General features: G+C 41.4%; 19 protein-coding genes. 10 read left to right on the top strand and 9 right to left on the bottom strand.

Annotated elements, in window-relative coordinates; translation table 11 throughout:
• Nucleotides 1-90: 90 nt before the first annotated feature.
• Together puuE and ABJK37_RS11595 are read right to left on the bottom strand one after the other, a co-directional pair.
• On the bottom strand, nt 91-993 hold the full coding sequence (gene puuE, locus ABJK37_RS11600) for an allantoinase PuuE (RefSeq protein WP_348353597.1): 903 nt from the start codon (nt 991-993) through the stop codon (nt 91-93).
• Nucleotides 994-1,001: 8 nt separating this feature from the next.
• Nucleotides 1,002-1,646 carry a TetR/AcrR family transcriptional regulator gene (locus ABJK37_RS11595; RefSeq protein ID WP_348353594.1) on the bottom strand — a complete coding sequence of 215 codons (645 nt, stop codon included), beginning with the start codon at nt 1,644-1,646 and terminating at the stop codon, nt 1,002-1,004.
• Nucleotides 1,647-1,957: 311 nt separating this feature from the next.
• Between ABJK37_RS11595 and xdhA the strand changes: the two genes are divergently transcribed.
• From xdhA to ABJK37_RS11560, 7 genes are read left to right on the top strand one after another with little or no spacing between them, the layout of a single operon-like run.
• Complete coding sequence (xdhA, locus tag ABJK37_RS11590; RefSeq protein ID WP_348353591.1) at nt 1,958-3,436, top strand: xanthine dehydrogenase small subunit; 1,479 nt, start codon at nt 1,958-1,960, stop codon at nt 3,434-3,436.
• Nucleotides 3,429-5,771: a xanthine dehydrogenase molybdopterin binding subunit gene (gene xdhB / locus ABJK37_RS11585; protein WP_348353588.1), complete on the top strand. Its 2,343-nt coding sequence runs from the start codon at nt 3,429-3,431 to the stop codon at nt 5,769-5,771. The genes xdhA and xdhB overlap by 8 nt, the downstream gene beginning before the upstream one ends.
• Nucleotides 5,768-6,640: a xanthine dehydrogenase accessory protein XdhC gene (xdhC, locus tag ABJK37_RS11580; RefSeq protein ID WP_348353585.1), complete on the top strand. Its 873-nt coding sequence runs from the start codon at nt 5,768-5,770 to the stop codon at nt 6,638-6,640. The genes xdhB and xdhC overlap by 4 nt, the downstream gene beginning before the upstream one ends.
• A complete protein-coding gene (uraD, locus tag ABJK37_RS11575) occupies nt 6,637-7,176 on the top strand; it encodes a 2-oxo-4-hydroxy-4-carboxy-5-ureidoimidazoline decarboxylase (RefSeq protein WP_348353582.1) in 540 nt (179 codons plus the stop codon). Before xdhC ends, uraD begins: the two co-directional genes overlap by 4 nt.
• Entirely contained in the window at nt 7,173-7,499 is a 327-nt protein-coding gene (gene uraH, locus ABJK37_RS11570) for a hydroxyisourate hydrolase (RefSeq protein ID WP_348353579.1), read from the top strand. Before uraD ends, uraH begins: the two co-directional genes overlap by 4 nt.
• 13 nt (nt 7,500-7,512) lie before the next feature.
• Nucleotides 7,513-8,832, top strand: coding sequence for a guanine deaminase (gene guaD / locus ABJK37_RS11565; protein WP_348353576.1), 1,320 nt, complete (start codon nt 7,513-7,515; stop codon nt 8,830-8,832).
• Nucleotides 8,832-10,046: a urate hydroxylase PuuD gene (locus ABJK37_RS11560; protein ID WP_348353573.1), complete on the top strand. Its 1,215-nt coding sequence runs from the start codon at nt 8,832-8,834 to the stop codon at nt 10,044-10,046. Before guaD ends, ABJK37_RS11560 begins: the two co-directional genes overlap by 1 nt.
• On the opposite strand, the gene ABJK37_RS11555 is transcribed toward ABJK37_RS11560, so the two are convergent.
• The gene (locus ABJK37_RS11555) at nt 10,039-10,866 is read right to left on the bottom strand and encodes a formyltransferase family protein (RefSeq protein WP_348353570.1); all 828 of its coding nucleotides are present in this window, start codon (nt 10,864-10,866) and stop codon (nt 10,039-10,041) included. The two genes, ABJK37_RS11560 and ABJK37_RS11555, sit on opposite strands and share 8 nt — an antisense overlap.
• Nucleotides 10,867-11,137: 271 nt before the next feature.
• Between ABJK37_RS11555 and glpT the strand changes: the two genes are divergently transcribed.
• Entirely contained in the window at nt 11,138-12,487 is a 1,350-nt protein-coding gene (glpT, locus tag ABJK37_RS11550) for a glycerol-3-phosphate transporter (RefSeq protein WP_348353567.1), read from the top strand.
• Between the two features lie 8 nt (nt 12,488-12,495).
• Here glpT and ABJK37_RS11545 read toward each other — a convergent pair whose 3' ends face one another.
• The 4 genes from ABJK37_RS11545 to ABJK37_RS11530 all read right to left on the bottom strand — a co-directional run bounded on the left by ABJK37_RS11545 (nt 12,496) and on the right by ABJK37_RS11530 (nt 17,864).
• Nucleotides 12,496-14,496 carry a prolyl oligopeptidase family serine peptidase gene (locus ABJK37_RS11545; RefSeq protein ID WP_348353564.1) on the bottom strand — a complete coding sequence of 667 codons (2,001 nt, stop codon included), beginning with the start codon at nt 14,494-14,496 and terminating at the stop codon, nt 12,496-12,498.
• 142 nt (nt 14,497-14,638) lie between these two features.
• Nucleotides 14,639-16,504, bottom strand: a complete 1,866-nt coding sequence (locus ABJK37_RS11540) for a hypothetical protein (RefSeq protein ID WP_348353562.1) — start codon at nt 16,502-16,504, stop codon at nt 14,639-14,641.
• Nucleotides 16,505-16,540: 36 nt separating this feature from the next.
• Nucleotides 16,541-17,443, bottom strand: coding sequence for an ABC transporter ATP-binding protein (locus ABJK37_RS11535; protein ID WP_348353559.1), 903 nt, complete (start codon nt 17,441-17,443; stop codon nt 16,541-16,543).
• Nucleotides 17,436-17,864: a GntR family transcriptional regulator gene (locus ABJK37_RS11530; protein WP_348353556.1), complete on the bottom strand. Its 429-nt coding sequence runs from the start codon at nt 17,862-17,864 to the stop codon at nt 17,436-17,438. Before ABJK37_RS11530 ends, ABJK37_RS11535 begins: the two co-directional genes overlap by 8 nt.
• Nucleotides 17,865-18,163: 299 nt before the next feature.
• Between ABJK37_RS11530 and ABJK37_RS11525 the strand changes: the two genes are divergently transcribed.
• Both ABJK37_RS11525 and ABJK37_RS11520 read left to right on the top strand, forming a co-directional pair.
• Nucleotides 18,164-18,529 carry an MbcA/ParS/Xre antitoxin family protein gene (locus ABJK37_RS11525; protein ID WP_348353553.1) on the top strand — a complete coding sequence of 122 codons (366 nt, stop codon included), beginning with the start codon at nt 18,164-18,166 and terminating at the stop codon, nt 18,527-18,529.
• Nucleotides 18,526-19,275, top strand: a complete 750-nt coding sequence (locus ABJK37_RS11520; RefSeq protein ID WP_348353550.1) for an RES family NAD+ phosphorylase — start codon at nt 18,526-18,528, stop codon at nt 19,273-19,275. Before ABJK37_RS11525 ends, ABJK37_RS11520 begins: the two co-directional genes overlap by 4 nt.
• Here the strand turns inward: ABJK37_RS11520 and ABJK37_RS11515 are convergent.
• Both ABJK37_RS11515 and ABJK37_RS11510 read right to left on the bottom strand, forming a co-directional pair.
• On the bottom strand, nt 19,268-19,990 hold the full coding sequence (locus ABJK37_RS11515) for a helix-turn-helix transcriptional regulator (protein ID WP_348353547.1): 723 nt from the start codon (nt 19,988-19,990) through the stop codon (nt 19,268-19,270). The two genes, ABJK37_RS11520 and ABJK37_RS11515, sit on opposite strands and share 8 nt — an antisense overlap.
• Before the next feature lie 155 nt (nt 19,991-20,145).
• Complete coding sequence (locus ABJK37_RS11510) at nt 20,146-20,334, bottom strand: hypothetical protein (protein WP_348353544.1); 189 nt, start codon at nt 20,332-20,334, stop codon at nt 20,146-20,148.
• Nucleotides 20,335-20,337 lie beyond the last annotated feature (3 nt).

Below are 20,337 nucleotides of genomic sequence, written 5' to 3'. Positions count from 1 at the left end.
TAATGATATGAAAAAACCGACCTATTGGTGAGTCTACTAAGCCGGTTTTATGTCGTTGATTTGTGATTTTATAGGTGGGAATTGTGAGTTTTATAGCGGAAAATTCTGTTTCCAATGCAAGGCAATTTGCTCTCTAGTACAGCACCATACTTGATCGTGACTCTGTACATATTCAATAAACCTTTGCAACGCAGCCATCCTCGCGGGACGGCCTATAATTCGACAGTGTAACCCAATCGACAACATTTTTGGCGCAGTTTCACCTTCGGCATACAACACATCAAAAGCGTCTTTAAGATACTGATAAAACTGCTCTCCACTATTAAAACCTTGCGGGGTGGCAAAGCGCATATCGTTAGTATCTAAGGTGTAAGGCACCATTAACAAGGGTGACGAGTACTGAGTGTCATAATAAGGGAGATCATCTGCATAGGAATCAGCGCAATATAAAATATCATTACGATCAGCTATGAGTTTTAGGGTGTTAGGACTCGTTCTACCTGTATACCAACCACGTGGCTTAGTACCAGTGATAGCTTGATGCAATTGCACCGCTGCATTAATCATCTTCTTTTCTTGGGCTTCAGGCATATCTTGAAAACTAATCCACCGCATAGCGTGACTAGCAATTTCCCAGTTTGCCTCTTTCATGGCGGCTACTGCTTCAGGATTTCGCTGCAGTGCCATTGTGACGCCAAATACGGTGATGGGTAACTTATACCGCACAAACAAATTATACAGTCGCCAAAAGCCTGCACGGCTGCCGTATTCATACATAGACTCCATGCTTAAGTGTCTATCTGAAAAAGCCTGAGCACCAATGATCTCTGACAGAAACGTTTCAGACTGATCATCACCATGTAATACACAGTTTTCTCCGCCCTCTTCGTAGTTAAGTACAAATTGCACCGCAATTTTCGCCTGATTAGGCCATTTAGGGTGAGGAGGAAACTGACCGTAACCAGTTAAATCTCTTGGATATGCGTGTCTCATAAGGCACCTTATTCAAATTTTGATGGAACAGTTAATCCGCAACCAGTCAGTATCAACTTAATCAAATTATTTGTCGCTTCAGCAAAATCGCTTTGAGTCATGGGTTTGCCTCTTAGTTCATTAATTTGCACAGAAAAATCCGCATAATGTTGTGAGGTTGCCCAAATATTGAATAACAAATAATGGGGATCAGTAGCGGCTAACTTGCCCTGATCAATCCATTGTTTAATCACATCAACTCGTCCAGCCATCCAAGAGGCATGTTGATCTTTGAAAAATTCGTTTAAATTAGGTGCACCATTGATTATTTCTAGTGCAAACATTTTGGATGCATAAGGGCGACAACGAGATATTTCCATTTTATCCGCGATGTAATGCGCCAACACTTCAGCGGGATCATCTCCCACAGTCGCTTCATCAAAGCGACTATTCCATAATCGAAGAATATCCTCCAACAGCGCTAAATATAACGACTCTTTAGATTTAAAATAATAAAGCACATTGGTTTTAGGTAATTGTGCTCTGTCAGCTATTGCCTGAACACGTGCGCCTTTAAACCCGTGCAATGCAAACTCCTTTTCAGCGGCATTGAGTATTTTGTTGCGGTTAAGCTCACCAATGCTTAGTTCTTTGTAATTCGTACTGGCAGACATTTATTATTTGGTTTCCCTTTAAGTAAAATATTTACAAACTCTATCTGTAGACACAAAAATATCACCCAATCTTAGGGATTGCTAGAATCATGACAGCAAAACAAAATGACTATTGTTATAACGATCGGCATTTTAATTGCTTTCATCAATAAAAACTAAACCGTAAATCAAAGACAACTTCTGGTTTAAGTCAATCATACAAGAATTGTTTTTGATAACCACAAAAAACTTGACCAAATAGTCTAGTTTTTATTGTAATTGACACCACTAGTCGGATAAAATGACGATACAATTCCATTTTGGGGCGCCACATGATCAGCTTTTTGCTTAACAATGAAATCACTCACATAGATCAAACTAAAGCTGACTTAACTTTACTTGAATATTTGCGCGATCAACAAAAACTCACGGGCACCAAAGAAGGCTGTGCGTCGGGAGATTGTGGGGCTTGTACCGTGGTATTGGCTGAGGTGGTGAATCATGGCAAGAATACAAATGATAGCCTTGAATATCGAGCCATTAACAGTTGCGTGACTTTTTTATCTGCATTGCATGGCAAACAATTAATCAGTGTTGAACACTTATCCGAACAGAAAAAATTACATCCAGTGCAACAAAGTTTAGTTGAACATCATGGTTCCCAGTGCGGATTTTGCACACCTGGTTTTATCATGTCGATGTTTGCTTTGTACCAAAGTCCCACGCAACCCGATCGCGAAGGCGTGATTCAAGCACTCTCAGGAAATTTATGTCGATGCACTGGATATCGACCTATAATCGACGCCACGTTAAAAGCCTGTGAAAACAAGATAGTCGATAAGTTTCAAAAAGTAGAACCTGAAACCATCAATCGATTAAAAGACATTACCAAGCAGAATATCAGCACTTCGAATTTAATAGTGCCAACCTCTAGAGAAGCTCTAGCGTCAGCTAGAGCGACATATCCTGACGCAAACGTGTTTGCAGGTAGTACAGACTTAGCATTACAAGTGACTCAACAACTCAAAACCTACGAAAAGCTGATTGCACTAAGTGCGGTGCCGGAATTAAATGAACTGACTGAAAACGAGCATGGTTTATTAATTGGTGCGGCCCTACCCTTGGGTAAGCTTGAATCAAAGCTGCTTCAACATTTTCCGCAATTATCGGAATTGTTATGGCGTTTTGCAGCCACACCTATTCGCAATCAAGCGAGTCTGGGTGGCAATGTCGCCAATGCTTCTCCCATCGGAGATATGCCGCCGGCACTATTGGCACTTAACGCTAAGATCCATATAGACGATGGCGCACAAAAAAGAATCATCCCAGCAAGCGAGTTCTTTTTAGACTATCGAAAGACTGCATTAAAACCATCACAATGGATAGAGGCAATCTTTATTCCCTTCACCGCGCAAAATAATTACGTTCGCGCATATAAAGTATCTAAACGTTACGAAGATGATATTTCTGCTGTATGTGCGGTGTTTAATGCCGAAATCATTGATGGAAAAGTACACAGCATTAACAACGGGGTTGGTGGTGTTGCAGCGATTCCTGCATCAGTAACAGCGCTAAGCGAAGCCCTGAATGGCGAACTTTGGTCAAGTAAAAAAACCTTTGAAACGGGCAACGAGATACTTAAACAAGCGTTTTCGCCTCTAGATGATGTGCGAGCCAGCAAAAGCTATCGAATTGCCATGCTGTGTAATTTATGGAAACGATTTTGGTTAGAAACCAACCAGAGCACCCAAAAAATTGAAACGCGAATTGTACACATTCCTTCAGCCACTTCGGAGATGCCTGATGCGTAAATTAATTGAGCAACCAGGAATTGACACTGCTATGCAAGGCGCTGCTGGGAAATCCCATAAACACGAAAGCGCGGCGCGTCAGGTAAGTGGTCAAGCACGTTACGTAGATGACATGCCTGAGGCTACAAATCTGCATCATGTTGCCATAGGTGTAAGTCCTGTCACTGCGGGAACAATCACCTCTATCGACTTATCACAAGTCAAAAGTAGTGCAGGTGTAATAGACGTTATTACTGTCGAGGATATTCCCGGTCATATAGATATTGGTCCGGTTTACCCCGGAGATCCGTTGCTGGCTAACTCTGAGATCTTGTATCACAGTCAGCCAATATTTGCGGTTTTAGCGAGCAGTGTAACCTTAGCTCGTCAAGCGGCATTAAAAGCGAAAATTGCTATTGCTGAATCTCAAGCTTGTTTGAGCGTTGGACAAGCCAAAGCACAAGACAACTTCGTTCATCCGCCACATTTTATGCATAGCGGTGATTTTGAAACGAGTTATCAACAAAGTCCGATTCAGATCGAAGGCAAAATGTTGATTGGTGGCCAAGAGCATATGTATCTTGAGGGGCAAGTATCTATGGCTATCCCTGAAGAAGAAGACCGTATCTTGGTATACACATCTAGCCAACACCCTAGTGAAGTACAAAAACTCATTGCAGAAGTGTTAGATATCAAACTTCACAAAGTGGTGGTAGATATGCGCCGTATGGGTGGTGGATTTGGCGGTAAAGAAACCCAAGCCGCGCAGTGGGCATGTATAGCCGCAATTTTGGCGAGCCGAAACAAAGTAGCAGTCAAACTCAGGCTACCGCGGATGTTAGACATGATGGTAACCGGAAAACGTCATCCTTTCGAAAACCGCTTTAAAGTAGCAACAGATAATCAAGGATTGATCCAAGCCACTCATGTGGAGATAAACGGCAACTGTGGGCATTCGCCAGACTTGTCCAACGCCATAGTCGATAGAGCGATGTTTCACGCTGATAATGGCTATTTTCTAGCTGATTCTTATATTGAGGGCCACAGATGTAGAACCAATCAAGTGTCTCACACTGCCTATAGAGGTTTTGGTGGTCCCCAAGGCATGATAGTAGCAGAAGCCATGATGGACGCTATTGCTCGAAAATTAGGTAAAGATCCCTTAGCTGTCCGTAAACTTAACTTGTATGGAAAAGACAACAGAAACACCACGCAATATGGGATGCAGGTAGAACACAATCTATTGGCTGATCTCATTGATAAATTAGAAGCGTCTTGCGATTACCAATTGCGCCGTAAGCAAATTACGGAATTCAACAAAAGCAGTCCGCTCATTAAGAAGGGCTTATCCCTAACCCCCGTTAAATTTGGGATTTCATTTACCGCAAAACATCTTAATCAAGCCGGAGCATTACTGCATATCTATACCGATGGCAGCATGCAGATTAATCATGGCGGTACCGAAATGGGACAAGGACTACACACCAAAATTGGGCAAATAGTTGCAAATGAGTTTGGTGTTCCCTTGTCTCATGTAGAAGTCACATCGACTCGAACCGATAAAGTGCCTAATACCTCGCCTACAGCAGCATCTAGCGGTACTGACTTAAATGGTAAGGCTGCTCAAAATGCGTGTTTGGCCATAAAACACCGACTCGCTGATTTTTATGCAGAGCAAGTAAAAGGTGATCCTAAACAAGTTGTTTTCACCGAACAGTATGTGGTCCTAGGCGACGAACAAATCGCCTTTGCTGAGTTAATTCAGCAAGCCTATATGAAGCGAATATCCCTTTCTGCAACAGGTTTCTACAAAACCCCAAAAATTCACTACGATCGCAACACAGGTAAAGGCAGACCGTTTTTCTATTTTGCCTACGGTGCCAGCTGTTCAGAAGTATCTGTTGACACTTTAACAGGTGAATACAAAGTTGACAGGGTCGATATACTGCACGATGTGGGTAAAAGTTTGAATCCAGCCATAGACATAGGCCAAATTGAAGGTGGTTTTATTCAAGGTATGGGTTGGTTAACCAGTGAAGAATTATTGTGGGACGATACGGGTAAACTGACAAGTAATAATCCCGCCACTTATAAAATACCGGCTATCGGTGATACCCCAGAAATATTTAACGTGGATTTGTATCCTCGAGCGAATGACGAAGACAGCATTTATCACTCAAAAGCAGTAGGTGAACCGCCTTTTATGTTAGCTAACTCTGTTTGGTGTGCCTTAAAAGACGCGATTTCCAGTATAACTGATTATCAGATTGATCCCGTGTTGCATCCTCCCGCTACACCTGAAAAAGTCTATAACGCCATCGAACAAGCGCAGACTTGGGTTGAGAAGCAAGCATGAGTCTACCGATTAAAACGTGGTACGACGCGTTAAATCAGTGCCAACAACAAGGTAAAAGTTATGTGTTAGTCACATTGTTGGCCACCGCAGGCTCAACCCCCAGAAACGGTGGCAGTAAAATGCTGGTATGTGATGACACAACGTTCGACACCATTGGCGGCGGACACTTAGAGTTTGAAGTAACCAAACAAGCCCGTGAATTGCTACAGCAAAACAGCACTACGCAGAAAATTGAGCATTATCCATTGTCCAGCAAGTTAGGACAGTGTTGTGGTGGCGCTACCAATGTATTGTTTGAGGTATTTCAAGATCACACGCAGCATATTGCGATATACGGCGCTGGCCACGTATCCAAAGCATTGGTGCCTATTTTAGCGCAGTTGCCCTTGCAAATTAGCTGGATCGACAATCGACAAGAAATACTAGAAGACTTAGCCCAACAACCCAGTAACGTAAATTTACGCTTTAGCGAACAACCCGCCACAACCATTGCGAACTTACCCAACAAATCTTGGATAATGGTGATGACCCATAACCATCAACTAGATTTTGAAATTATCGAGGCCGCGATTAAGCGCAACGATATCGACTTTGTTGGCATGATAGGCTCAGATACTAAAGCAAGACGTTTTAAAACACGGTTAGCCCACAAAGGATTTGCTGCTCAAGATAGCCAGCGTTTAATTAGTCCTGTTGGCGTATTAAGCATTCCTGGCAAACGCCCCGTCGAAGTTGCAGTTTCTATGGCAGCGCAGCTGATTCAACTGCTTGACAATAAAACCCTAACAACACAACAGCAACAACAAGCTTGGCGTGATAACAAACAACTTATTCAATCCTTAACGCGTCAACCAGAGTCCGAATCATGAATTCCCAAGCAGTGATATCAGTAGAAAGCCTCAATCAGTTAACTCAATCAGACGCACAACTATGGTTTAGCCATTGCTGTGCAGCGCCTAGTTGGTATCAAGCAATGGAAAAAGCGCGACCATTTACCGATATTGAGCAAATTAAAGATGTGGCCGAAAAGATATGGTCTAAGTGTGGTGAAAAAGACTTACTCACTGCATTCGAAGCCCATCCTATGATTGGCGATGTTGACAGTTTGCGGGCTAAATATGCTGCCACTAAAGACGTCGCCAGCAACGAGCAACAAGGCGCCGCACAAGCGAGCAAAGAAACATTACAAAATTTAGCTGAAGCTAATCACCAATATTTAGCTAAACACGGTTTTATCTTTATTATTTGCGCCACAGGCCTTAGCGCCGACACTATGCTCAATGCATTAATGTTGCGGCTAAACAATAGTACTCAGCAAGAGATTGAATTGGCAGCAGCACAACAAATCAAAATCACCTTGTTAAGGCTCGAAAAGGGCATAGAAAAAGGAACACAAATAGTATGAGCATCAGTCTTTCTAGTCATGTATTAGACACTACGCTGGGAAAACCCGCAGCCAATATGAAGCTGCAGTTAACCACCCATAATGGCCAAGTAATTGAAGCACAAACAGATGACGATGGACGCTGCAATAACTGGCGCAATTTTAACTTTGTTGCGGGTCAGTATTGCTTACGTTTTTATACCAAAGAATATTTGCTTAGTTATCATAAAGAAGCATTTTATCCATTTGTAGATGTACATTTTGAGTTAGATGAAAACGGCGGCCATTACCATGTTCCCCTGTTAATTTCACCTTTCGGTTTTAGCAGTTACCGTGGCAGTTAGTGAGAAATATAGATTGAATACATCACAAGCTTATCGAGCTTCAATATTGCATTTTCCTGATAAAAGTAACTGTCCCAAACAGCAATACCACTACCTTGAAGATGGAATTTTGGTTACGCGTAACGATGAAATTGAATTCATTGGAGATTATAAAAACCATATAAATCAGTACCCTGATGCCATATTACATGATTTTTCAGGAAAGTTACTATTACCAGGCTTTATCGACAGCCATTTACATTTCCCGCAAACAGAAATGCTCGCAAGTTTTGGAGAGCAGCTACTCGATTGGCTAACCGACTATACCTTTCCAGTAGAACGCAAATTTGCCGATCCACAATATGCTAGCCATATTGCTAAAATATTTATCAGACAATTACACCGTCACGGTACCACAACTGGCATGGTTTATTCGTCGGTACACAAACAAGCTGCCAATGCGCTTTTCCAAGAAGCAGCCAGCCACGATATGTTACTGATTGCTGGCAAAGTGTGTATGGACAGACACTGCCCCGATTGGCTGCAAGACACGCCACAAAGTGCGCAGCAAGACAGTGCTGAGCTAATACAAAAATGGCACAACAATGGTCGACTGAAGTACGCGATAACGCCTCGATTTGCGCCTACTAGTAGCAATGAACAACTGCACGCTTTAGGTGACCTTGCACAACAATACCCAGACGTATTTATTCAGACTCATTTGTCTGAAAATCATAATGAAATCGCCTGGGTAAAAGAGTTATTTCCTGAGCGGAAAAACTACCTCGATGTGTATGAGCATTACGGTTTACTCAGAAAAGGCTCGGTGTTTGGGCATGGTATCCATTTAGAGCAAAGCGAATGGCAACGCCTACAAGAAACCCAAGCGAGCATTGCCTTTTGCCCCACATCAAATCTATTTTTAGGCAGCGGCCTATTTGATTTAGCTAAAGCCGAACAGCAAGATGTGCCCGTTATGTTAGCAACAGACGTGGGCGGTGGTACAAGTTTCAGTATGCTAAAAACCATGGGCGAAGCCTACAAAATTTGCCAATTGAAAGGTAATCAAATGGATCCGATGCATGGCCTGTACCTTATGACACAAGGCGCTGCAGTGGGCCTAGGATTAGAAGATTCAATTGGAAATTTAAATCCAGGTACTAGCGCAGATTTTGTAATACTCGATCCAGAATTCGATGAACTCAGTGCATTACGTTTTGAGCATCATCGTACACCACAAGATATGCTCTTTGCTCTGAGCATGCTGGCCGATGATCGCGCTATCGTCGCTACATACGTAGCCGGCAATGCAGTCTATCAGTCGGATACATTCACAACAAAAGGAGCACAGTAATGTTGCTTGATTGGCTTTCTTTATTTCTTCGCTGGTTTCATGTTATTGCGGGTGTGGCATGGATTGGCGCGTCATTCTATTTCATTTGGTTAGACAATAACCTTCGTACTCCACCGGATTGGAAAAAACAAAAAGGCATTAAAGGTGATTTATGGGCCGTTCATGGCGGTGGTTTTTACGAAGTGGCAAAGTACGAATACGGACCAGAAGTCATACCTGAGAAATTACATTGGTTCAAATGGGAAGCCTATACAACTTGGATCAGTGGCTTTTTACTACTCGGCTTAGTGTACTACCATGGCGCAGCGATTTATTTAATTGATAGCTCGGTGATGCAATTGACTCCTGGAGAAGCAATAGCGCGAGGCCTAGGGCTTATTTTTGGCGGGTTATTCATTTATGAAGCCGCGTGTCGCAGTCCTTTAGCTAGATATCCTCGGGTATTTGGTGTGATGTTTTTAATTCTGATTGCAGCAGCAAGTTATTTAGCCACCCATTGGTTCAGTGGACGTGGTGCTTTCATTCATGTCGGGGCCTTAATAGGCACTATTATGGCTGGCAATGTGTTCTTTAAAATAATGCCCGCCCAAAGGCTTATGGTCGATGCGGTAACCAATAAGACAGAGATTGATCCGAGTTGGGGATTGGGCGCCAAATTACGCTCAGTGCACAATAACTACCTCACCCTACCCTTATTATTTATCATGATCAGTAACCATTACCCTATGACCTACCAACATCAAAATGCATGGTTAGTTTTGATGGCAATTGGTGTAGTTTCAGCTTGGATACGCCATTATTTTAATTTGAAACATATCGGTATTTCTCGCCCATCAATTTTGATAACCGGTGCGATTGGTATGGTATTGATTGCTGGTTGGGTATCTTCTCCAACCACACCAGTAGCGGAAACTTCAATAACGGCAACAACCCCCGCGGTTGCGGCGCCACTTAATACTCAGCAACAGGCTGTTTTTGATGTCATGCAAGCACATTGTGCTAACTGTCACTCTGCCAAACCAACCGATGACATATTTGTAATCGCGCCCCTTGGACTAATGTTTGATACATGGCAACAAATTGAACAACGCGCTGCGGTGATCCATCGACGAGCCGTTGTCACTAAAGATATGCCAATGATGAATAAAACAAAAATGACCGAAGATGAGCGACAAATCATCGCCACTTGGTTTGAGGATTTAACCTCTAAATAATAGACGAAATACGTATTTTACTTTTGGGGATACACAATTCACCATCTATTGTCGCAATAGTTAGGTAATGTTCATTTTCAACTACAACCTCTCCAGCACAATAATTGTGCTGGTAGGTCCTTGCCTGTGCTGAAGTTACTATGTAGATTTTTCCTGCTATTTCTGCATAAGTGCCTAAACTGCCAAACGCACGCAATCTTAATAGGATTTGATCCGTTGGTTGCTGCCAATCAATGCTTTGCTGCGCCTGGGTAATGGATGCCCAATAACTGCCTTCCCCTTGTTTTTGACTATTCTGGTAAAAACCTTGTAAATCGTCTAATAAAGTCTCTAATAGCTTTGGTGTGTGTCGAAATATTTTGGCACTTAAAGTATCAAAGCATTCTTGGGGGTCAATTGATATCGCTTGCTGAATCAAGATGTCACCAGAATCAAAGTTTTGCGTGAGCTTATGTAAGGTGATCCCTGCGTGTTTTGACTGATTAAGAATGAGATGAGGTAACGGCGTCATGCCGCGCCCCTCTGGCAATAAAGTGGGATGAACGTTAATGGCGTATTTTAAATCAGATGGGATCGGGATCTTCCATGGATATTCAGCGCTAAAGAATAACTCCACACCTTGTGCTGTTAAGTCGCGCACTTGCTCTAGATTAGGTTTATCAAAGCAAAGCTTGATATGGTGTTTAGTAGCAAATGCAATGATCTTTTCTGTAAATGGTCCACTTTCACCACAATAAATGGCTGCAAATTGGTAACCTTTTCTCAAAAATACCTCAAGACAACAACTTAGCGGATCGTATCCAAAATATGCAATTTTCATATTAGCTATTCAATTCAATTTTATTTCAATAAATCCAGCACTGTTATCAATGCTATCTCAAAAATTCACACTCTGGCAAAGATCCACAGTTATTCAAGTGTTCACTTCATTGTACTCATGCACCATACAAGAAAAAACCTAAGTGCAAGAGTAGTAAACAGATTTCCAGTTAACTAAGTGATTGTCAGGTCGTCAATTAAAATTAAATTATTGATACATATGCCGATAATAATCTGTTTTAATTGTCAAAACTCATTTAGATTAGATTGATATGTTTGGTATTTTTAAGCCTGCTCCACACCTCTCATCAAAGCCCCAAGAACAAGTAGATAACGACTATAAACGCCTTCGTTGGCAGGTGTTTATTGGGATCTTTGTAGGTTATGCCGGCTACTACTTAGTACGCAAGAACTTCTCCTTGGCAATGCCATTCTTAATTGAAGAACAAGGTTTCAGCAAAGGTGAGCTAGGTATTGCTCTTTCTGCCGTTTCAATCGCTTACGGACTCAGTAAATTTATAATGGGTAGCGTATCTGATCGCAGTAATCCTCGATACTTTTTAATGTGCGGGCTATTGATCTCTTCCGGTGTAATGTTTGTGTTTGGATTTACATCTTGGGCTACCCAAAGTATCGGTGCAATATTTATATTATTGTTTCTAAATGGTTGGGCTCAAGGCATGGGATGGCCCGCTTGTGGCCGCACTATGGTGCATTGGTTTTCAGGTAATGAAAGGGGCAAAATTGTCTCGGTATGGAACATTGCCCACAATATTGGTGGTGGCCTAATTGGGCCTCTGGCTATATTAGGCATGGCTTGGTTCAACGAATGGCACAGCATTTTTTACGTACCCGCTTTCGCCGCTTCCTTAATAGCAGTTTTTATATTTTTTACGTTGCGAGACACGCCCCAGTCTTGTGGTTTACCACCAATAGAAGCGCATCGTAACGATTACCCCAAAGATTATGACAAATCACATGAGCAAGAATTTAGCGCCAAAGAAATATTTCTCACTTATGTACTAAACAACAAGCTACTTTGGTTTATTGCCGTTGCCAATGCCTTTGTGTATTTGATTCGTTATGGTGTACTAGATTGGGCTCCCACCTACCTATACGAAGTTAAAGATTTCTCATTCAATAAAAGTTCGTGGGCGTATTTTTTATACGAATGGGCTGGGATCCCTGGCACGTTATTATGCGGTTATATCAGTGATACTTGGTTTAAAGGACGTCGTGCTCCTGCCGCCATCTTGTATATGGTCTTGGTATTAGTTGCGGTATTAATCTATTGGTTTAATCCAGCAGGTAACCCTACAGTGGATATCGCGGCATTAATGGCAATTGGCTTTCTAATATACGGCCCGGTGATGTTAATTGGTTTGTTTGCCCTAGAGTTGGTGCCTAAGAAAGCCGCTGGCACCGCCGCCGGCTTAACTGGATTGTTTGGCTACCTAGGCGGCGCTGTAGTGGCTAATATTGCCCTTGGCTATACCGTAGATCATTTTGGTTGGGACGGTGGTTTTGTACTATTAGTCGGTGGTTGTATTTGTTCAATTATACTTATAGCCATGACCTTAAAGCATGAAGTTGCCCATGAAAGTAATCAAGCACCGGTTTAGGTGTTTAATTACTTTGGCGTAATAGTATTACTGTCAATAACCAGATTACGCTGTAAATAGGTGCTTAGTTTAGGGCTTAGGCTCGCTTCGTACACACCATCAAGGTGTGTAGCTAAGGCTTTTTCTAATACATACATATAGCCCTCGCGAGCAATGTCTCGTTCAGGGCTATGACCTTCAAGATTATCCACCAATAAACTGATCGGTTTCTGGGCTTGTTGCAATCGAATACTAAAATCTTTGACTCTAGCCACTGCCACTTTGGGATCGCGACCTCCTGCAATGATATACAAAGGTTGTTTAATGTTTTGCCAATGAGCATCAGGTGATTTTTGGTAAAAACGCGACATGGCATTTTTATCGTCAGGATCGAGCGATAATTGATGTATTGTATATTTCCCGACTAAATCACTATCATTCTGAGGCTGTTGACTAATAAGTTTTACCGATTGCGCGATATCAGAAGGTGGTGCGCCAGCAACGCCGACTTTAAATAGATTTGGGGTAAATGCGAGGGCAGTTAAAGTAGAAAATCCCCCAAATGAATGTCCGTACATTGCCAACAGTCTGTTATCTCCTACTCCCTTTGACAGCAAATAGTGCAAGCCATCGAGAATATCTTGTTGCACTCTACCGTTCCCAAAATCTTGTTTGGCAGAGATGACATAGTGTCGTCCCATTCCTGTGGAAGCCCGAAAATTAGGCTCAAAAACCGCATATCCTCGGTTCGCTATTAGTTGAGTAGTAGGATCGTAATTTCCAGTTACCCGAGACCAAGGCCCACCATGGGGTTTAACTACTAGAGGCACTTCGCTGATTGTTCGCCCCAAAGGTAAGGTCAAATAACCAAATTGTTGCATGCCATCACTGGTTGTGTAGTTCACAGCCACTTTTGGGGCTAAGTGCTGCAACTGAATATTGGTTTTTTGATCCTTCATCGCGGCATAAATAGGCGATAAAGGCTGACTTAGGCTGTTGTTAGAATGGTTAAATACAAATGCTCTTCGCTGTGATTTATTAGAGCCAATATCTAGCGCCAGCCACACGTTAAAATTGGTGCTAGGTTTAAATACCCAGACCGTGTGTGCCTCAGTAAAAGGACTTAACTGTTGCTGTACTTTGTGCAGCTGCTTTTCGGCAACAGAGTCTAATGCATACTGGGAAATGAACTCGTCTTGATATAAGGCTAAACGCGCCTCATCATCCTTGTCGTAATAAATCTTAGTTAAGTCAAATCGTTGCTTAGGATCTTGATGAACCAACCTAATCTTTTGAGTAACAGTATTGATGGCAAACAGCGAAGTTAAATCTTGGGTAAATCTAGCTTTAACTAGTAGTGCATTTTTTAAGGGGTCAAAGCTTTGCAGAGAACAATTGTCGTACCAATCGCAATGTTTTAGTAACTTTGAACTTTTCGATCTGAGGTCGTAAAGATCCGCACCTTTTTCACCTATTTGTTTAATAAATATAAGCTGGCCTGAGTCATCCAACAAATAATCTAACACCCGCTTTTTATCGGTATACAGTACTTCTTTGGCACCATCGACTGTGACCCGTAGAAGTTGATGTTGTTGAGTTTTTAGATTTTTTTCTGAAATGATAATCGCTCGGTTGTGACTATTATCCACTCCATAGAAATATTGATCTTTGGACTCGTCAATCTCTGTTATCAAGTGAGCAAAGGCATTAGGAGTGACGTCTATACCCGATATGCCGTTGTTGTTTTGTACAAAAACAAACGAACTGTCAGTTGACCAGAGTGCCTGCTCCATTGTCTTGGCGGATAGCAGCGATCGATGTTGTCCCTTTACAAGATCCACAACCCAAAGTTCACTATAACTGGACTTTTTTCGTATATAAGACAAAAACTGGCCATTGGGTGACAGCGTCTCATTTTTGATAGATGCTGATCGAACAAACTGACTACGCAGTATTAACGGCGCTACAGGCTGAGATTCGCTGTAATGAATCGCTTCAGTTATTGAGTCAGCAAAGCTATTAAAAGGCAAAACTACGCTCAAAGAAACAGTTAGGCATATAGCCCATGATTTACAAGGACAACGAAAAAGCATAATGAGGACTTCTTTTAAAAATATTCAGACGAATGCGAAATTCGCTACTCAGTTTTCGAGTAGCGAACTCAAAATCACTTTAGATGACGGCTAAAGACTCAGCACTTGGTGTTATTGGCTTTTTCTCAACTCGCAGAGGGTTCAGGAAAATACAAGTTAACAAACCCGGCAAACCTAAGAATAGACACAGTGAAACCCAAGTCGCTACCTGAGCTGGCGCCATTCGGTGCCTGCGGCACATTATGATGACACCGAAAAAGCTTATGAGGTGTAACACAATGGCCACAGTGATTGCCTGCTGTGGAAAATTAATCTCGCGAATCTCTGCATAGGACAACCAACCGATGTCAGGTTCTAAATAATCAAACAGTATGTTTTGCGCTCCCCAAAGTACTGGCGAAAACACAAATAAACCGTGTCGTATCCACGCAGGGTGAGAGAAAGAAGTAAATTCTCGTCCACCTACATACAAAGTTTCGCCAGACAATTTTACATAAAACATTTGGGCGCCTGGTCGGTCAAAACCAAAGTGTCTAGTACCGAAGTAGTGAAACAAATAACCGTCAGCTAATTTGTAAGCGTTAATGGCGTTCAACGTTTCATAGGAGACTGGGTGTGGTACACGGTAATCTGGCTGAATTTGTTGGTATTCATCGCGGTAACTGGATCGGTCAAATAATAAAATATGTTGATTTGTTGCCACCGCAATATAGTTATCATGTATTTTGGGGATCCCAATAAAAAACTCACCTTGCGTTAAACTAAATTTATTGCTCAAAGATTTTTCATTAAAGTTGACCTGATAAATCTTAGTGCGCGTCATAAAGTGACTCTCACCTAACAAAAACGGCACAGTCTTAAAACGGTCTTGAGCAGTCACCTTTTCTAAACTCTCTACAAATCCTTGTTGCCCCAATACACCTACTCGCTTGCCTGTGCTTTTGCTAACCCCCACTAAGACCATGTCTTTATGACTAAATTGCCACATAGAATGGGTTTTCTTATGGGTTAAGGCGTATTGGAGATCGTCAACGTAAAGTTGATTTTTTCTAGGGAAAGGCCAAAAGTCTGTACTGATATAGTCTACTTTAGCTAGTTTCGCTTGCTGGATCATGTTGTTGGCAAGTGGAGTATTCACATCCTGCAAAATATACTCTGGTAACTCAGACTCATCGTATTGCCAAATATATCGATAAGTATTGTCGACTGGATTATTATCTGGATGGGTACCCGCTATAAATTTCGGCAAATGGTAAAGACTAGTAGTAGAGATCATCAGCAATAAAAACCACAGCGCAAAACTCAATGGAATGCTCAATAAAACCAAACTAAAGGGTTGTTTTAAATAACGACTTAGGTCGGGTTGAAAGCTCTTCATATTGAGATACAACAGGCCGAAAATCAGAGATATCACAGGTAAAAACTGCATGAGAATACTAGAGGATATTGGCACATATATTATGACCAATAAAATAAGTAAGCCTACAATTGCGTAGCTCGCATTGAGCACGATTAAATTACCAATTAGAAACACCAAAATAGCGTTAAACACTAAAAATGCGACATGTAAATAATGACGAGTTTCTACCAATGTTTCGGAAAAAATATCTAACCCAAGCATCGCGATCAGCCAAGGTAAGCCGAGCGCAATAAAAAGCAATACCACTCCAGCACCACAAAGCGCAAAGTAGATTTTGGCGGGGCTAATGGGGCGATGTACCAAATATGTCCAATGATTAGTTCGCTTGTGCATTGCCATTTGTAGAACACCGAACAGTAAACTGGCTCCAAAATAGCTAAGATTCACTAAAGCAGACTGTGCAACGCTGTTTTCCAGCAACGGCTTAATTTTATTCACGAAGGCGAAGATCGCGAGTAACAATACAGCAATTGCAAACGCCCATTTTTGGTAACGAATAAATTCGCTTCTAGCTAATTCAAACATGATAAATTCCTAAATAATTGAATGTTTTTGGCCGCGTTAGGCAGGTACATTGTGATTTTTGGCTAGGAACGCATTGACCGCACTATTTAAAGTGACCCCCATTGGTTGCACATCTTTAGCACCGAGTTTATTAAGTGCTTGCCTAAATGAAGCATCGGTTTGGTCTAGGGTGACGATATGGTGTTGACCATCAATTAACTTGGCACTGAGTAAGCCGTCTACGGCATTTTTATCCAGTGGTTTACCGTCAAAATCTACCACCCAACTTCTTATTCGCTCCACAAACTCATCTGGCGCACTGTTATTCATTAAACGCCCTTTCTCCAAGATAACTAAGTTATCCGCAACTCGTTCAACCTCTTCCATTTGATGAGAGCAATAAATGATAGTCGAATCATTTTCGATTTCTGTGAACATTAAGGCTTCTAAAAATGACTGCTTGGCCACCACATCTAACCCCAATGTAGGTTCGTCTAAGATTAGGATCTCTGGACTTTGCGCCAACGCCATCGAAAGATTGAATCCAGCCCGCTCTCCACGAGATAACCCTGCTACCTTTTGTTTCGGATCAACATCAAAATAACCAATCACCCTGTCATAAATGTTTTGCTCCCAGTTTTGGTAAAAGTGTTTTTGCATCGCCACCACTTTTTCAACTGACATCCAGGTGGGTAAAGTGTGTTCTTCATTGACGTAACCCACTTTACCCCGAACTTCAGTACTCAAATTTGTACAATCTTGTCCCAATAGTACAGCTGAGCCAGAGGTGGGAGTCGCCACACCAAGTAGTAACCGAAACAGAGTCGACTTACCGGCACCGTTACTACCGACAAACGCGTGGATCCCTCCCGTTTTGATGGCTAAATCTAGCTGGTTAACCGCAGTTTTATTTCCGAAAGTCTTGGTTAACTGAAAAGTTTCAATACAATGTTTAGTCATGATTTCCCGTCTCATTTTCTTTATTTGTAGCTAACTGATTGAGTGCCACCGATACCTTTTCTATCATTTGCTCGGCACTAAAATCTAAATAGGCAACATCATTTACAAACGCCTGCACAGCATCACCTAAGCGTTTTTGTTGCTCTTCAACATTGAGCTGCTGCCGTGGTTGACTGACAAACAAACCTAGGCCTTGTCTAGCCTCAACTAAACCCTGACTAGTCAGCTCGGTATAGGCTTTAGCCACAGTGTTGGCGTTGATTGTTAATTGCATAGCCAAGCCTCTGACACTAGGTAACTTTGCCCCCACAGGTAAATTGCCGCATGCGATCTGCATACGGATGCCATCTACAATTTGCTTGAAGATGGGCCGAGTATCACCTGGAGCAATATGAATATTGACCGCTTTAACGTCTGACATAAGTGCCTTGTAGTTTGTTGATTAGTTTCACACCTCAACTGTACCATCTGTAGTAATACAGTAGATACAGCTAACTTAATGGTCAAGTAAAATTTACGTTATATTCTAGAAATAACGTAACACGTTGAAATAATTGATTAATTTCGAATAGTAAAATTACAGGTAAACACTTAACACTAAATATATTAAACATAGGAGAACGGCGCACCAATCCCATTTGAAACAAAAATACAAAAATAACCCCAAATAGAACAACTGTGTTATACTCTTTATATGGCAATTAACTTAGAGACATATAGATGCAAGATGTACAAGTAAGTCGACCTAAGGAAGAACAACAAATTGTAATGAAAGCCTATTTGAGCGCTTATAAAGTGATGGGTTTAACAGATACTCAAGGGGCAAAACTCATTGGTGTTGGCCGTTCAACGCTATTGCGAAAGTCCGGATTTGAAAAAGATTCTAAACAAAATGAATTACAAATTTTATTTATTCGATTTTATCGGTCTTTATTTGCGTTGTTTGGAGGCGATCTCACGTCAATGAAACATTGGTTCGAACATAAAAACACGCATATTCGTGGTGTGCCTAGAGAGTTATGTTTTACGGTTACAGGTCTAGTTAATATCAATGCTTACTTAGATGGCCTAAGAGGTAAAGCTTGAAAATAGGCGATATTATTGACGCTGCAGGCGGGTTAAGTGAGTATGCTAACGCAGTTTGCAGAATGGTTGAAACTCAAGAATATGCCGCCACGACTTCATTAGTAGATGATCTTGAAGAGCAGGCAATATTAGAACAAATTTTAGATGATTTTAAACCGACCTACGCTGACGATACTCAGGATCTACATTACCTCATATCCACACCCTTTCGATATCCCCCTTTAAAATATGGTTCGCGTTTTGGCGCAATTACAGAGCCTAGTTATTTTTATGCCAGCGAGTCTATTCAGACTTGTCTAGCTGAAGCAGCCTTTTATCGATATTATTTAATTGATGGCACTGAAACGCCCTTTCCTAAGGTAATTCAGTCACAGCATTCATTATTTTTCGTAAACGTATTGAGTCGCAATGCTATCGATCTGACACAAATTTCAGATGCAGACACGCAAAAACAATTAACCCATCCCCAATCTTATTCATTAACTCAACAAGTGGGACATCATGCTCGCAAAAATGGCGCCGATTTACTGCGCTACTTTTCAGCGCGAAGCCAAGAGCACGGTATTAATGTGGCCATAGATAACCATACTATTATTCAATCAAGGAAACCCGAAGACAAAGTCGAGTATATCTGCCAGCTCAATCCACAAACTGGCATATTAAGATTTTCTCAACCTAAGACGTTCCCCGTAACCTTCACTAAGGAGCAGTTTTTGGTAGAGGGTGAATTACCGACGCTCAGCTAATTTTAAACAAACGTCTTTCAAGTACAAACCCCATCAAACCAGCACTAAATAGGAAAACCCCTAATACTTGTAACCATGCGTTGACTGGACGACTGACTTCCTTCGTATTCATAAGACGATAGTGGCGATAACCGTCCTTTGAATCGACTCGAAAATAGGGTCCTTGGTGCTCAAAAAAACTCAAAACCTTTTCATTTATCCGCATAGACGTTTCTACTTGCTTTTGTCCCGCAAAACTTCGATCTTTTCTCTGCTCAAAAGTTAACAAACTTTGCCATTGTCTGAGAGCATTAACCGGCTCTCCTTCCTTGAGTACCCCATCAGATTCATATTGAAACTGAACTTCTGAGAACAACTGTTTGCTATAACCTACATAAAACAAAGTAGTGGCAAGTACAATTAAAAAGCTAGATATATATAAAAATCTACGCTGGTTATTTTGATTAAGTTTTTTCTGGTTGGACAAAAATCGTTCAACATCAGGAATTTGTTTTAAGCGCTCTAATTCAACGGCTTGCTTAATATCACTAACGAATTGCTCTAGCGTGATGCTGAAAGCTTGAAGAATTTGTTTAAAAATATCATTTGAAGGTACAGATTTATCATTTTCTAACTTAGATAAATAAGATTGTTCAATGCCAATTTTTTCTGCCAATTCAGGCTGACTAAGGTTGTGTTCTGCTCGTAATGTCTTTAATTTTTTACCCAAGGTCATAACTGACTCCTTTGTTTTAGATTCTCATCAAACACTGATGAGGTGGACATAGTCTTGGGTATTCCTATTAGACTAAAAAGATGAATATTAGTTACTATCTATGAATATTTGATTATTGGAAAAGGTCTCGACCGAAATGGCACAATTAGCGCTCACTAATTTGGTGAATGTGGCTTCAAGGGAGCCAGCAACAAATAAAAAATCCACGCCAACCAAGAAACAAAAATAATCAGCAATATCCAAGCGAGTTTTTCTTTCCCTTGAGTACGGTTTGATTTTGCGACTAAAATAATCGGGGTGATCCAAATCACAAAAACAATTAATACCAGTAACAAAGCAAACATTCT

It is taken from the genome of Paraglaciecola sp., assembly GCF_039964565.1.
Classification (GTDB): Bacteria; Pseudomonadota; Gammaproteobacteria; order Enterobacterales; family Alteromonadaceae; genus Paraglaciecola.
This window is presented reverse-complemented; position numbering and strand designations above follow the sequence as displayed.